The sequence below is a fragment of the Pseudomaricurvus alkylphenolicus genome, assembly GCF_011683955.1.
Classification (GTDB): domain Bacteria; phylum Pseudomonadota; class Gammaproteobacteria; order Pseudomonadales; family Cellvibrionaceae; genus Pseudomaricurvus; species Pseudomaricurvus alkylphenolicus.
In genome coordinates this window covers 515042-530477 of record NZ_JAAQPI010000004.1, presented here as the reverse complement: position 1 = coordinate 530477, position 15436 = coordinate 515042, and the positions used below count along the sequence as shown (strand labels likewise).

The 15436-nt window shown below is 56.7% G+C and carries 8 protein-coding genes; 5 read left to right on the top strand and 3 right to left on the bottom strand.

Annotation, left to right across the window (positions count from 1 at the left end):
- Positions 1–119: 119 nt before the first annotated feature.
- From HBA55_RS13930 to HBA55_RS13910, 5 genes are all read left to right on the top strand, one after another.
- Positions 120–1676: a hydantoinase/oxoprolinase family protein gene (locus HBA55_RS13930; protein ID WP_166992196.1), complete on the top strand. Its 1557-nt coding sequence runs from the start codon at positions 120–122 to the stop codon at positions 1674–1676.
- 18 nt (positions 1677–1694) lie between these two features.
- Positions 1695–2822 carry a DUF917 domain-containing protein gene (locus HBA55_RS13925; RefSeq protein ID WP_166992193.1) on the top strand — a complete coding sequence of 376 codons (1128 nt, stop codon included), beginning with the start codon at positions 1695–1697 and terminating at the stop codon, positions 2820–2822.
- Positions 2823–2888: 66 nt separating this feature from the next.
- Positions 2889–5051: a TonB-dependent receptor gene (locus HBA55_RS13920; protein WP_166992190.1), complete on the top strand. Its 2163-nt coding sequence runs from the start codon at positions 2889–2891 to the stop codon at positions 5049–5051.
- A 71-nt stretch (positions 5052–5122) separates the two neighbouring features.
- Positions 5123–6481, top strand: coding sequence for a purine-cytosine permease family protein (locus HBA55_RS13915; RefSeq protein WP_166992186.1), 1359 nt, complete (start codon positions 5123–5125; stop codon positions 6479–6481).
- Positions 6462–9110, top strand: a complete 2649-nt coding sequence (locus tag HBA55_RS13910) for a LuxR C-terminal-related transcriptional regulator (RefSeq protein ID WP_166992183.1) — start codon at positions 6462–6464, stop codon at positions 9108–9110. Before HBA55_RS13915 ends, HBA55_RS13910 begins: the two co-directional genes overlap by 20 nt.
- Positions 9111–9159: 49 nt before the next feature.
- Here HBA55_RS13910 and HBA55_RS13905 read toward each other — a convergent pair whose 3' ends face one another.
- From HBA55_RS13905 to uca, 3 genes are read right to left on the bottom strand one after another with little or no spacing between them, the layout of a single operon-like run.
- The gene (locus HBA55_RS13905) at positions 9160–9930 is read right to left on the bottom strand and encodes an MBL fold metallo-hydrolase (protein ID WP_166992180.1); all 771 of its coding nucleotides are present in this window, start codon (positions 9928–9930) and stop codon (positions 9160–9162) included.
- Positions 9931–9963: 33 nt separating this feature from the next.
- A complete protein-coding gene (gene atzF, locus HBA55_RS13900; RefSeq protein WP_166992177.1) occupies positions 9964–11775 on the bottom strand; it encodes an allophanate hydrolase in 1812 nt (603 codons plus the stop codon).
- Positions 11776–11809: 34 nt separating this feature from the next.
- On the bottom strand, positions 11810–15436 hold the full coding sequence (uca, locus tag HBA55_RS13895) for an urea carboxylase (protein WP_166992174.1): 3627 nt from the start codon (positions 15434–15436) through the stop codon (positions 11810–11812).

Genomic DNA, 15436 nt, shown 5'->3' with positions numbered 1-15436 from the left:
CCGTGGACGCCGCACTACCGCCTACCCGCATCCACCCCCTACCTACCCGAAAGAGTGTTATCAGTCCCACCCCCCGTCTCTCTACCCTATCTAACACACTAGCCAGAGAGAGAATTGCTATGCGTCTTGGGATAGATGTTGGCGGGACCAACACCGATGCCGTACTGATGGCGGGGCGTGAGGTCATCGCCTCGACCAAACAGTCCACCACCGAGGACATTGCCACCGGCATTGTGAACGCCATCCACGAGGTGCTGCTGACCTCAGGGGTCCTGCCGGGCCAAATTGAGGCGGTGATGATCGGCACCACCCAATTTACCAACGCCTTTGTCGAGCGCCGCGGGCTCAATTCGGTGGCGGCCATTCGCCTGTCCCTTCCGGGCTGTCAGGCCATTCCCCCCATGTCCGAATGGCCAGAGGATCTGGCAGCCGCGATTGGCGAGCAGTGGTACCTGACACCGGGTGGCTACGAATACGATGGTCGCGAAATCGCGCCTCTCGATGAGTTGGACATCGTCCGGGTGGGGCAGGACATTCACAAGAAGGGCATCAAGAGCATAGCGATTTCCTCAGTGTTCGCGCCCGTGAACGATGCAATGGAACGCAGAGCCGCCGACATACTGCGCCAGCACGTCCCCGGCTGTGACATTACCTTGTCCTCAAGCTTTGGGCGACTGGGGCTGTTGGAGCGGGAAAATGCGGCGATCATGAACGCCAGCCTGACCGGCCATGCGGAAAAGGTGGTGTCCTCCTTCGAGAAAGCGCTTCAGGAGCTTGAGATCCATGCGCCCTTCTACCTCACGCAAAATGACGGCACCTTGATGCAAGCGGAGGTGGTTCGTGAGCTGCCCATTATGACCTTCTCATCGGGGCCCACCAACAGCATGCGTGGGGCCGCCTGGCTGGCCGGTGTCAGTGATGCACTGGTGGTGGACATTGGTGGTACCACCAGCGACCTGGGATTCCTGTCTAACGGCTTTCCCCGCGAATCCTCCCTCAATGTCGATATTGGCGGGGTTCGCACCAACTTCCGTATGCCGGACGTACTCGCCATCGGCCTTGGTGGGGGCAGTGAGGTGAAGATGACCGCCCAATGTCAGATCGGGCCTCAATCGGTGGGCTTCCGTCTCAAGGAAAAAGCCCTCGTGTTTGGGGGCGACACACTGACGACCACCGATCTCGCCATCGCCGGCGGCTTGGCGGACTTTGGTAACCAAGAAAACCTCAGTGCCCTTTCCCGCGCCGATGTTGAACGGGGTTTGTCCGCGATTCGCGAAAAGCTGGAAGACGCCATCGACCGCATGAAAACCCGCCCCGGTGACGTGGACGTGATTCTGGTCGGTGGTGGCTCCATTCTGGTGGACGAGAACCTGAAACTCAAAGGCGTGGGCCGAGTGTACAAGCCAGAGCACTTTTCCGTAGCCAATGCCATCGGTGCGGCCATTGCCCAAGTGGGGGGTGAGATCGACAAGGTATTTTCCTACGAGGAAACCCCCCGCGACCAAGTGCTGGCACAAGCCAAACGGGAAGCCACCGAGCTGGCGATACAGTCCGGTGCGGTGAAAGCGTCGGTCAAACTGCTGGAGCTGGAGGAGCTGCCGCTCGCGTATCTTCCCAACGGAGCGGTCAGAGTACGTGCCAAGGCCATTGGCGACATGGCGTTCAGCGCAAATTAGAGGTGGAGACAAACAACTATGCAAATGCAATTTGAAGACATTGACCGCATCGCCGAAGGCGCCGCATTTCTGGGTACTGGTGGCGGGGGCGATCCGTACATGGGCAGCCTGCTGTGCAAACAGGCCTTCCGACGCTATGGTGCCCCCACCATTGTTGATGTTCAAGACCTTGATGACAACGCCAATGTCTACGTTGCGGCCATGATGGGCGCCCCCTCTGTGATGCTCGAAAAATTGATGGATGTGCGAGAGCTCGACGACGCCGTGAGCGCGCTGGAACGTTACACTGGCAAACCCGCCGACGTTATTCTCGCGGCCGAAATGGGTGGCAGTAACTCGATGCTGCCAGTTGCGTTGGCTGCCGAAAGAGGTCTGCCACTGGTGGATGGCGACGGCATGGGGCGGGCCTTTCCCGAGCTGCAAATGGTGACTTATCATGTCATGGGGGTGAACGCGAGCCCGATGGCGATGGCCAATGAACACGGCGAAGTGGTCCTCATCGATGCCCGCGACAGCCAACAAACCGAAATGAAAGGTCGCCAGATGGTCATGCAGATGGGAGGCAGGGCGGCGATTTCCCTATACCCCATGAGTGGCGCCGATGCCAAACGCGCGGTCATTGGCGGAACCCTGACACTGGCTCGTGATATTGGTCGGGCACTTCTGGAAGGCCGTGCAGAGGGCAACGCGTTTGAGCGATTGTTGAGGTTCTTGCGAGGTACCGAATACTACCGCCACGCCGAGGTACTGTTCGAAGGTAAAATTACAGATTTACAACGTAACGTCACCGGTGGCTTTACCCAGGGGCTTTGCGAAATTACTGGCAGCAACGACAGCGACACGCGTATGTCGATTCAATTCCAAAACGAAAACCTGGTGGCCTACAAGAACGGTAAACTGGCTGCGGTGGTGCCCGATTTGATCTGCATTTTGGACGCCGAAACCGCGGCCCCCATTACCTCAGAGAGCTTGAAGTTCGGGCAGCGAGTCAAGGTGATCGGTGCCAGCGTGCCGCCAATTATGCGCTCGCAGGCCGCTCTCGATGTGTTTGGCCCCCAGGCCTTTGGCTTGAAAGAACCGTTTGTGCCGTTGGAGACCTTGATCTCCCCCAGCGGCACAGACATCCAAAACGTCGCCAATGACTGAATCGCAGGCGGCGCAACCACAAGCAGCTCTACGATCAATAAAGAGACTTTCCAGAGGAAGCACACAATGAGTCAGAAAACTACCCGAACCCTGCTGGCCCTCACCGTTTCGGCAACGTCAATAGGGTTTGCTCCCCAAGCGCTACATGCTGAGGAGCTAACCCTGGAAGAAATCATCGTTACCGCACGGCATCGAGGGGAAAATTTGCAAGACGTTCCCGATAACGTGACCGCGTTCGATGCCTCCAAAATCGAATCGGCCGGCATCACCGACATCGGCGACTTTGTCAACCTGACACCGGGTGTGGTGGTCCGCGAAACCTTTCGCGCAGGGGTGACCTTTATCACCATCCGAGGGGTGACCACCAGTCAGCAAGGTTGGGCGCCGATCACCTACGTGGTGGATGGGGTAAAAGCCGGCAGCCTCGACGCCATCAACCAGGGAGCACTGGTCGATATCGAACGCATCGAAGTGCTCAAGGGTCCGCAGGGGGCGCTCTATGGGGCCGGTGCCATCGCCGGTGCCGTTAATGTGGTCACCAAACAACCTACCAATGAATCAGAGCACCAGTTAAAACTGAGCTACGGAAAAGGCGACGACAAAACCCTGTCAGCGACATCCTCCGGGGCACTGATCGATGACACATTGCTCTATCGGGTGAACGGTTACTACCGAGACACTGACGGATTGATCGACGACACCGACGGAGATCACCTGGATTTTGAAACCCAGTCCAGCGTCCGAGGTCGTTTGATTTTTCACGCCAGTGATGACCTGACCCTGGAAGCATCGGCCGCCTACAGTGACATTAACGCCGGTGCGGCCTACCAGGAAAAAGTCGACAGCGCCGACCTCATCGACGTCTTTGACTCCTCACGTACTCCAGGGCCCAGGCGCGGCATTATCGGAGAGGAAAACCGCACCTTTACCGAGGCATCCGTCAAACTGGACTGGGATCTGGGCTTTGCGACCCTGACCAGCGTGACGGGCTATCAGGACATTGAACAAGACCTGTTCGGCTCCGCCTCTTGGGACAAACCACCCACCGCCACCTCAGTCTTTGGGCCTGTGTTTGGGAGCGCCGCCCTCGCCGGAGAAGCCATAGACGACTTTCAGGACCTGGCCGACAACTTCGAAACCTACACCCAGGACATTCGCCTAACCTCGAAAGATGACGGCAACCTGCGTTGGGTACTCGGCGCCGAATACCTGCAACGCGAAGCGATCAACCAACTGGGTGTGGGTCGAGTCATGGGTCCGGCTCCCGGAACCCTGCTGTATCTTCTCAATCGTTTCGACGAACGCAACGACAAGCTGTGGGGCGTCTATGGTCAGATCAACTACGATCTGAGCGAGCGACTGGAGCTGACCCTGGCCGGTCGATACGACAAGAACACCTACGATACCCGAAATTTCGACCCAGCCACCGGCAACACCATCGCCACACTGGATGAAAACGGCAACACCGTCAGCGAGCTGGAAAACGAAGACAGCAAATTCCAGCCCAAGGTTCAACTGGCTTACGACATCAGTGATGACCTGATGATTTACGGCACCTGGGCAAAAGGATTCCGTACCGGTTTCTTCAATACCGGTAACCCCACCGCCGCCGAAACAACGGAGAACTACGAGTTCGGGTTTAAGAGCACAACCTGGAACGGCCGGGCTCGTGTTAACGGTGCCATTTACCGCATTGACTACTCGGATCAACAAAACACCAGCGTCATCGCCACACCGCCGTTTCGAATCACCCAGAACATTCCAGAGAGTGAGATTTCGGGCGCCGAGCTGGAAGTCATTGCCCAGGCCACCGACAACCTGCAGGTGGAACTTGGTCTAAGTTACATCGATACCGAAATTGAGGGAGAAGGCATCGGCACGCCCGCCACGCCGGATTGGACGGTAAATCTGGGTCTTCAACACGAACGCGTACTAACGGAAGACCTCACCCTGGTTTCCCGCCTGGACTACCGTTACCAGGGCGACATGTACCTGAGGCTCAACTTCCCCACCGAAGCGTCACCCGGATTTGAAGAACAGTATGGCATCGACAGCAAGGAATACGTCAACCTTCGAGTCGGCGTTGAGCACGAGAGCTGGACAATCACCGCCTTTGGCAAAAACCTGCTCGACACTCGACAAGCCAATGACTTCTCGCAGCTCGGTGGATTCGTTCGCGCCATGAACAAACCCCGCAGCTACGGTGTGGAATTTGCCTACCGATTCTGATCCTGTCGGATGTCTCTGTGCTGTCCTCCTGCGAGAGGGCAGCCCCTTTTTTGTCCCAAGGGAGCAGAACCTTGCAAGACCCAACTCAATTTGAGCAGGCAGCGGCGCATGCCTTGCCCACAGCAAACACATTCAACAACCACTCCAACAGTCCTATTCCAGACCGCGAAACCGTCAGCGGTTGGAAAATCGCCATGGTGATTGTCGGTATTTCCATCACCCTGCCAGCGTTTTTGGTCGGCGCTGAAGTGATGTTCGCCCTTGGCGCCCTGCAGGGGCTGGCAGCCATCGTCTGCGCCGGTGCAATTCTGACCGTGGTCGCCATTCTTACCATGCTGGTCGGTGCCAAGTGCCGACTGTCCACCTACAATATTTTGCAATTTCCCTTTGGTCAGCAGGGGGCCAAGTACGTCAATCTGCTGTTGTCGCTTTCCCTATTTGGCTGGTTTGGGGTGACGGCCACGCTCTTTGGTCAAGCCTGCCAGCAGGCCGTGCTGGAACTGTTTGCGCTCGACTTTCCGTCGGCACTGTACACCGCCCTCGGCAGCTTATTGATGGTGTGCACCGCGGTGTTTGGGTTTAGCGCCATCGAGCGTTTGTCACGTTTGGCTGTGCCGCTGATGTTATTGGTACTGCTGAGCAGCGTGGTGACATTGATGTCGGATTACAGCCTCGCCGAGGTGCTCGCGATACCAGGTCACAAGGGCCCGTTGTCTGAGTTCAGCATTGCGGTATCGGCCATCGTGGGGGCGTTTATGGTCGGTGCCACCATCGTCTCCGACATGAGCCGCTTTTCCAGAGGTTCAAAAGACAGCCTCATCGGCTCACTGTTGAGCTACGGCAGCGGCTCACTATTGATTCTGATCGCCGCAGGCATACCGAGCCTGGTGACGGGTGAAAAAGACCTTATGAACAACTTGTATCAGACCGGGCTCGGTGCCCCGGCCCTGGTGATCATGATTCTGGCCACCTGGACCACCAACACCAATAACCTCTATTCGGCATCACTGGGCATTGCACAGGTACTGCCACGTGTCCCTGATGGGGTCATCACCTTAGCCTGTGGTGTATTGGGCGGAGCCTTTGGGTTACTGGGTATCATGGAATATTTCGTGGATTTTCTGCTGATCCTTGGGGTTGCCATTCCCCCCTTGGCTGGCATTTATCTGGTCGATTTTTACCGGTTGCGCCGCTCGCGCTATGAACTGCACACCTTGGCCAGCCAACCCCCGGTTAACTGGCGTGCTTACCTGGCCTGGGTTTGCGGGATCTTGGCAGGGTTGTTGAGCTCAGAGTCGTTGCTGCAAATAACAACAGTTCCCGCTTGTGATGCTATGCTTACAGGTGGCCTCAGTTACTGGGTGCTTAACCGAAATTCAAGACACTTGTCACCGGATAGTCAACGCATCAATGCCCAAAGTCCCCATTAACTGGAATTCACACTACAAGGTCCGTATTCCCCATTATCAGATTGATCTGGTTCGGCGAGAGCGCTTACTGGAGCGCATCGACGACCAGATCAACAAACCCCTGTTGCTGATTGTGGCACCGGCGGGGTTTGGCAAAACATGCCTGGTCAGCCAGTGGTTGGATGAAACCAAACGGGTACACTTCAAAGCCTGGGTAAACCTGGACCCCGATGATGCCGACCCGCAGCAACTGCTGGCCTATCTATTGATGGCGGTTAAAGAGGCCGGTGTTGAACTTGGCGAACTGGCACAGGTGATTGGCCTGGGGTTTATCGAAGCACCCATCAAATTGGTGATCTCCGCTCTGGGCGATACACTCAGCGAGCAAGAACCCGGCGTGCTTTTCCTCGATGATTATCACCTGGTTGAAAACGACGCGCTCAATCAGGTGGTTTGGCAGCTTATTCAGGCGTTGCCCGAGCATTGGCAACTGGTGATTGCCAGCAGGGTTAAACCGGATCTGCCGGTTTCCTCACTGCGACTGCACGGCCTTGTGGCTGAGCTCGATGACAAAGACCTGATCTTTGACCGAGACGAGGTCTCGGCCTTTTTTCAAGACGCGGTTAACGACAGTCGCATCACTGAGCTGCTGGAGAAAACCGCCGGTTGGCCCGCCGCCCTGCAGCTGGCGAAGCTGCACGAACAGGGCCGTGGTCAATCCGACTACTTAAGCAATGACCAACTCGATCATTCCGTGATTGCCGACTACCTGTCCGAGCAAATACTCTCCGATGTGTCGGCGGAAGAATACGACTTCCTGCTGGAAACCTCATTTTTGGAGAGCTTTTCGGTATCCCTGGCAGACTGTATTAGGAGCAGAAACGACGGCCGATACCTGCTCGATCGGCTGCTTCGCTTAAAACCCCTGTTGATCAAAAGCGGTGGCCGCCATCCACAGTTTCGTTACCAGCAGGTGTTCCGCAATTTTCTTGAAATGGAGTGTATTCAAAAATACTCCGACGAGGCGCTGTATCGGTTTCGCATCAAAGCCGCCAAGTGGTACCGCAACGAAGGGGAGCTACTGCCCGCCATCAAATTACTGTGCTCGGTCAAAGAGTACCAAAAGGCGGAAGAATTCCTGCAGGACGCCGGAGGCTGGACGGCCCTGTCAACCATCGGCGAAGGCGTGATGCGCAACGTGCTTCAGTGTTTTCCGCCGGATTACGAGAGCATCACGGTGAAATCCTGCCGCGTCACCCTACTGGTTAAAGCCGGGCAGCTGCAGCAGGCCAGAGAGGAATTAAAGGCCGTTCGAACACTCGCCGAGTCGCAGCCATACGTCAACTCGGCAGGGCAACTGGCGCTTGAGTTTGTGGTAGATCTCTATCAAGACACGATGCTGAATCCGAAAAAGGTGAAAGAGCTCCAAGCCTATGCCTCGGCACCGAACAAACAACCCGATGAATTGCTGGTGGTGATCTTTACGGGCGCCGTCGCCAGTCATCTGCACATCGGGGACATTGACGGCGCCATCGTCGAGCTCAATAACGCATTAGACACCCTCGGTGAAAACGCACCCTATGCCCGAATTTACTTTTACTACTATCTCGGCCTGTGCGATTGGTACCGCATGGACTGGGAGCAATCGGAAAACAACTATCAACGAGGTATCCAGTTGGCCGAAGAGGGCTATGGTCCCCTCAGCGGCGTGGCGTCCGCCGGCAAAGTCATGGTCGCCGATCTCTACTATTACACCAATAGAAGCGCATTGTGCGAGGCTACTCTCCACCCGTACCTGGAACTGGTGTCCGCCAGGGACGGATGGCACTACCCCTACCTATATGGCTACGAAGCCGAAGTTCGATCAAACTACGACAGCAAAGGCTATGCGCAAGCGGTTCAGGCGCTGGAAAAAGGCATGGAGGTTGCCTGCACGCGAGATTTAATCCGGTTTCAGCTGTACTTGCTGCTTCTAAGAACAGAGCTGATGATCAAAGAAGGGGACGCGCCGGGAGCCTTGGAATACCTGACCAAGACGGTCAATCCTCAGCTGCCAGACAACTGGCGCGATTGCTCCTTTTGGTGGCAAGTGAATCACCAATACGACAGACTACGATTGCAATGCCTCTGGCAGCGGGAGCGGGGCAGTACGTTTGCCCGTCATCTCAATCGCTGGGAAACGCGCAACATCCCACTCTTTAACGCTGAAAAAGATCTGTGGAAAGCGGGCTATGAATTCAGCAAGGGCAATACCGAAAGCGCGACCAACAACCTGCTACCGTTGCTGGATTGGATTCACCGCGCCAATGCACAGCAGTGGGTGGCTTCTACGGGTGCGCCGGTGTTACCCCTGTTGGAGTACCTGAAAGAGGCAATGCCAGAACACGTTGAGAAAATCACCAAACTGATGACTTATTCTGGTCAGTCGCCACAGTCTGAAGACGCAAAACCATCACTGCTAAGCGAAAGGGAGCACCAGATACTGGTGATGCTCAGAGAAGGCTTGCCCAATAAGACCATCGCCTCTCGGTTAGAGACCAGTGAAAACACGGTCAAATTTCACCTCAAGAACTTGTTTCGAAAGCTTGGAGTCAACAAACGCATCGCTGCGGTTGAAGCGGCGAGGAAACTGGGTATCGTTTCTCCATAACGCAAATCCTCAATAAGGTACCTGGATGTTGAGGCTGGCCACCCTGATCCTAGGCTTTCTTCCCGTTTATGTAAGCATTGCAGATCTCAACAAGTCGCTCTCGTCCAAAACTTGGCTCGTGACCCGCATGCACGACACTCACCGGCAGCTCACGAAGCTTATACATGGTTTCGACATATTCTTCGACATTCGAACCTGGCAGCTTATCAACCAGAGGACCATCGTAGATGGCATCACCAGAAAATAAAATCTTAGTAGATGCTTCCCAGAGACCTATGCTTCCGGGTGAATGCCCCGGTAGATGAACAATCTTGAATTGACGATTACCGAGGTCGACGGTATCGCCATCTTTAACAATACGCGTCGGTTTGGTTGGAGAAACACGGTATTGCTTGAGATCATAACCTTCGTACGGTAACTGCGATATCAAATCACCTTCTATTTCATATCCCGTTTGGCCAATGGAATCCAGAAATTCTTTAACGGCATCACCCTCCAAAGAGGCTTCTACATCCGGGCTGGATAGTTCCCCCGCTTCGGCCTCATGGACTGTGCAGTTATCGAATTCACAATGCCCACCTATGTGGTCATAGTGAGTATGAGTCGTAACAACATCCAATGGTTTATCAAAAATCTCACGGGCAGCCTCCTTCAAACTCGCAATACCTAGCCCTGTGTCCACAAGCATGTCTCGCTCAGAGCCACGAACATGCCATATGTTACAACGCACCAATGGATGCACATGAGGCTCCCATATATGAGTAATGCCGTCACCCAATTTACGTATTTCGAACCATTTATCGGCTATCTTTATTGTCATATTTAAACCATATCTGTGGGTAGTTTTGTTTTCTTACGGTTTTGATTCCGCAGTTTTGTGGGCCCGCCAGGCACGCCAGCCGCCAAAGGCGGTGATGTCGATGGCGTTGATCAGTCCACTGGCTTCGCAGATAAATCCGCTGAGCCAACGGCCGTCTTCCAGCTCCACTTTACCGATGCCAAGCGGAGAGGGTATGGCGGCCACAAAACTGCCCAAGCTGTCCATGGGCAGGGACCACACTTCCACCTCAATAGCCGCGCCTTGTTCTTCGTTGCGCACCATGCCCGGACGTTTGCCGTCGCTCAACGCGTATAACTGGTAGGCGGGCGCGGAGTAGATTTGCGCCAGGCGTGTTCCGCCCCGTTCGGTCAGTTGCCAGTTCAGCGGCTGGCCTTCCAGGTGCGCGCCGCACACCACCAGCTCGACGGTTTCGCTCGGCGTCTGCGGGCCGGGAGTGGCTGTGCGAGGAGGGGCTTTGATACCGGTGGCCCCCAAGGGCAAAGCGCGGTCGCGGTGAAGCAGGTTGGCGTAAGTCAGCAACTTGATATCGCTAAAAGCGTGCGCAAACAGGGTCACGCCCCAGCCTACTCCACAGCGGGTAAAACCCACGGGTACGGCGGTGGCGGCATAGTCCAGCAGGTTGACGAAGTTAGTGTAGGTACCGAGGACGGAGTTACGGGCGATGGGCTGCTCGGCCAATTCGGCGCGGGTGAACTGAGTGGGGCAAGTGGGTGTTAACACAAAATCAAACTCGGCTATTAAGCTGTTGCAGTGGCGCTTGAGTTCAGCCAGGCGGTATTGGGCGGCGAAGGCGTCGGTGCCGCTTTTGCTTTGTGCCTGACTGATGATTTCGGCAATCACAGGCAGCATTTTGCTGGCCTGAACTCCCTCGGTGGCCAGGGCGCGCTCGCAAACCCAGGGCCCTTCATAGAGCAGGCGCGCCGCTTCTTCGAAGGGTTCGAAGTCGATGCGCTTCACTTCGCCACCCAGGGCGCAGAGTCGTTCAACGCTGTGTTCGAACAGGGCCTGGGTTTCACGGTTGCCCGCAAAGAAGGGCTCGGCGGGAATGGCAAAACAGAAACTATCAGACGGATGTCCGCCAAAATACCGTGCTCTGTTGAAGTGTGGATTGGGGCGTGAGTAGGTATCTTCCGGATCGTATTGGGCGACGATGTCCATCAGGGCGGCGGCGTCTTCACAATTGAGGGTCATCAAACTGATGCAGTCCAAACTGCGACAGGCGGGCACTAGGCCGCGGTTGCTGAGCAGGCCCTTGCTGGGTTTGTGGCCGATGAGGTTGTTGAATACCGCAGGTACTCGGCCGGAGCCGGCGGTGTCTGTTCCGAGGGCAAAACTCACCTGGCCCAGGGCGGTGGCGATGGCGGAACCGGCGCTGCTACCACCGGAGACGTAGTCCGGATTCAAACTGTTTTTGCCCTCGCCATAGGGAGAGCGCACACCCACCAGGCCGGTGGCGAATTGATCGAGATTGGTTTTACCCAAAGGTACCGCGCCGGCGGCAATCAAGGTCGCCACCACGACCGCGGATTCATCCGGGGTGTAGGTAAAGTCGGGGCAGGCGGCGGTGGTGGGGATGTTGGCCAGATCGATGTTGTCTTTGATGGCAAAGGGCACACCATAAAGTGGCAGGTTATCGATGCATTCACTGTCCAGTCGCGCCAGGTAGGGCTCCAGCTCGACTTCGCTCAGGAGGTGTATCCAGGCGTTGTAGTCGCTTTGAGCAAGGGCCTGTTGACGCAATTCGGTGATCAGTTCACGCGCGGTTTGCCTGCCGCTTTCGTAGGCCTGGCGCAGTGCGCCGAGGCTGAGGTTGTGTGCTGTCATTCGGTAACTCCCAATTCTTTGTCGCCGGGGCGCTTCAGGCGCCCAGCCACATCAGGCTCTGCCCGGCGGTCACGGCCTGGCCTTTGTCTTTCAATATATTGTCGATACGGCCGGCGCAGGAGGCGTGCACTTCAATTTCCATTTTCATGGATTCAAGAATCATCAGCGGCTCGCCGGCTTCCACCTGCTGGCCTGGCTCCACCAGAATTTCCCAAACGCTGCCGGACACCGGGCTATCTACGCCGGTGATACCTTCCGGCAGGGTAAGTTCGGGCGCCTCGCTGGCCTCGCCTTCGTCCTGCTGGTAAGTGAGCAGACCCTTGGCTTTCCAGTCTGCCAGCTCCTCAGCAAAGGCCGTTTCGCGCTGCCGCTCGAAGGCCGCAATGGAATCGGCTTCCCGCTGCAAGAAGTCGTTGTAGTCGGCGAGGTTGAACTCGGTTTCCTCGATCTTCAGCGGGTACTTGCCCAGTGGGAAATCCCGGCGAATGGTTTCCAGCTCTTCCGGGCTCACCGGGTAAAATCGGATCTGGTCGAAAAAGCGCAGTAGCCAGGGCTTGCTGAAGGCTTCGGTCTGGCGATAGCGGTTCCACATCTGCAGGGTGCGCCCGACAAATTGGTAACCACCAGGGCCCTCCATGCCGTACACGCACATGTAGGCGCCGCCAATGCCGACGGAGTTTTCCGCAGTCCAGGTACGGGCCGGGTTGTATTTGGTGGTCACCAAGCGCTGACGTGGGTCCAGAGGGGTGGCAACCGGTGCGCCCAGGTACACATCGCCGAGCCCCATCACCAGGTAGGCAGCGCCGAAAACAATGCGCTTGACCGTTTCGATGTTGTCGAGGCCGTTGATACGGCGAATAAACTCCAGGTTGCTGGGGCACCAGGGTGCGTCGGGGCGCACCGACTGCATGTACTTTCTAATGGCCTCTTGGCAAGCGTCGTCGTCCCAACTCAAAGGCAGATGTACAATGCGCGAGGGAACGCTCAAATCTTGATCCTGCTGCAAACTCTCACAGGCTTCCTGCAGGTGAGTGAGCAGGCTATCTATGTCCAGTGTCAACGGCTGGTAGTGAATCTGTAGGGAGCGAATGCCAGGTGTGAGCTCTTTGATACCCGGCAGCGGGTTATCCTGCAGCCACAACATCAAGGCGTGCACTTTGAAGCGCAGTTCTATATCCAGTTGTTGGGGACCCAGTTCCATCAACAGGAAGTGATCGCCAGCCACACGGTAGACCACTTCTTCGTCTGCCACTCTGCCTCGGGCGACGATGGGGCTGCCCAGCTCTTTAATGGTGAGCGGTGCGATCTCTGTTGGGGCATCGATCTGGCGCTGGTCGCCCAGTTCGGCAATCAGTTTTTCCTGTTGTTCTTGCAGCGCTAATGCTTGCGCCAAACTCACCGGTTGAAAGCGAAGCCTGGCGCCGGCTTTCAATTGGCCCAGCTTCCACAAGTCGGCTTGAATCACCGTGGCGGGGCAGACGAAACCGCCGAGGGAGGGGCCGTCCGGGCCGAGGATGACGGGCATGTCGCCGGTAAAATCCACGGTGCCAAAGGCGTAGGCGTTATCGTGGATGTTTGAGGGGTGCAGGCCCGCTTCCCCGCCGGTTTCGCGCGCCCATTCAGGCTTGGGTCCGATAAGGCGCACGCCGGTGCGACTGGAATTGTAGTGTACCTCCCACTCATGGTTGAAAAATTCTTCAATAGCAGTGTCGGTGAAAAAGTCCGGGGCGCCATGGGGACCGTAGATCACACGCAGGGTCCAGCACTTGGGTAGGGACGGTTGCTGCCTGTCGCTCAGTTTACGGATGGGGGGCTGCGTGGTATCGGGCGCGAAGTGCAGCACGTCTCCTACCCTCAGAGCACGGCCTGCGTGCCCCCCAAACTGGCCGAGGGCAAAGGTAGACTTGGAGCCCAGGTAATCCGGGCATTGGATACCACCGGCCACTGCCAAATAAGAGCGGCTGCCGCTGTTTTGCACTTTGCCCAGGCGCAGGGTTTGGCCGGCGTTGATGTACAGGGTTTGCTGCAAGGCTACCGCCTGGCCATCCAGCTCGGCTTCTATTGACGCACCGGTTATCGCAACGCAGCAGTTCCGGTTGAATTGCAGGGTGGGACCGTTAAGGGTGATTTCCAGGGCGGCGGCCTCACTGTCATTGCCCACCAGTTGGTTGGCGAGACGAAAGGACAGGGAGTCCATGGGCCCCGATGGTGGGACTCCGATATGCCATAGGTGCTGACGACCAGGGTAGTCTTGGACCGTGGTTTGGGTGCCGGCATTGAGCACCTGGAAGGTCGCCGGGTAAAAGCTGTGTGTGGCCAAGCTGCGAGTGAGCAGTCGTCCATCGGTGCATACCGGGGACTGCAAAACACTGCGCACATAGTCGCGGTTGGTCTCGATCCCGTAGATGGCGCTCTCGCTTAGATGGGCGTTGAGCCGGGCCAGTGCTGTTTCACGGTTGTTAGCGTGCACGATCACCTTCGCCAGCATGGGATCAAACAGGGCGGGTACTTGGGTGCCTGATTCAATCCAGTGGTCAATGCGCAGGCCCTCCGCCTCTGGCCAACTCACCTCCGAGAGCAAACCGGCGCTGGGTCGGAAGTCCTGGTTCGGGTCTTCGGCGTAAACACGCACTTGTACAGCGTGACCGCGAGGTTGGCACTGGGCTTTCAAAGCCTGCAAGTCGCCCAGTACACCGGCGGCCTGCTTGAGCATCAGTTCCACCAGGTCTACGCCCCACACTTCCTCAGTAACTCCGTGCTCAACTTGCAGACGGGTGTTCACTTCAAGGAAATAAAATTGATCACTGTCGACGTCGTAAATAAACTCCACGGTACCGGCATTGCGATAGTTAACCGAAGCCATCAAGCGTTCAGCTGTACGGTGCAGTTGCTCGCGTTTTTCTTCAGCCAGGTTTGGCGCAGGGGTTTCCTCGATCACTTTCTGATTGCGCCGCTGGGCGGAACAATCGCGTTCGCCAAAGGAAATCGCCGTTCCCTGGCCATCGCCAAAAACCTGCACTTCAATATGACGGGCGTTAGCCACATACTTTTCCAAGAACACACCGTCGTTGGCGAAGTAGTTTTCGCCAAGGCGCTTCACACTTTGCCAAGCGCCTTTTAACTCGTCGTGATCGTGGCACACTTGCATGCCAATACCGCCACCGCCGGCGGTGCTCTTCAGCATGATCGGGTAACCCACGTCGTTGGCCCAATCCAGGGCTTCGCTCAGTTCCTGCAGCAGAGGTGACCCGGGCACCAGGGGCACGTCGGCCTGTATCGCCAACTCGCGGGCCTGGTGCTTGAGTCCGAACAGTGTCATCTGTTGGGCGGTGGGTCCGATAAAGGCAATGTTCTGAGCTTCACAGGCCTGCACGAAGTCAGTGTTTTCGCTCAAAAAACCGTATCCGGGGTGGATGGCCTCGGCGCCAGTGTCGGCGGCGGCCTGGAGAATTTTCTCTACGTCTAGATAGGTGTCGGCGGCACTGCCGGAGCCCAGGTTGATAGCCTCATCGGCTTGCTGCACATGCAGGGATTGGGCGTCGGCCTCGTTGTAGACCGCTACCGCGCGTATGCCGAGTCGTTTCAGGGTACGGATAATGCGGGTGGCAATGGCGCCACGGTTGGCAATCAGTACCGTGTTAAAAAGCCGTTGTATTTTCAT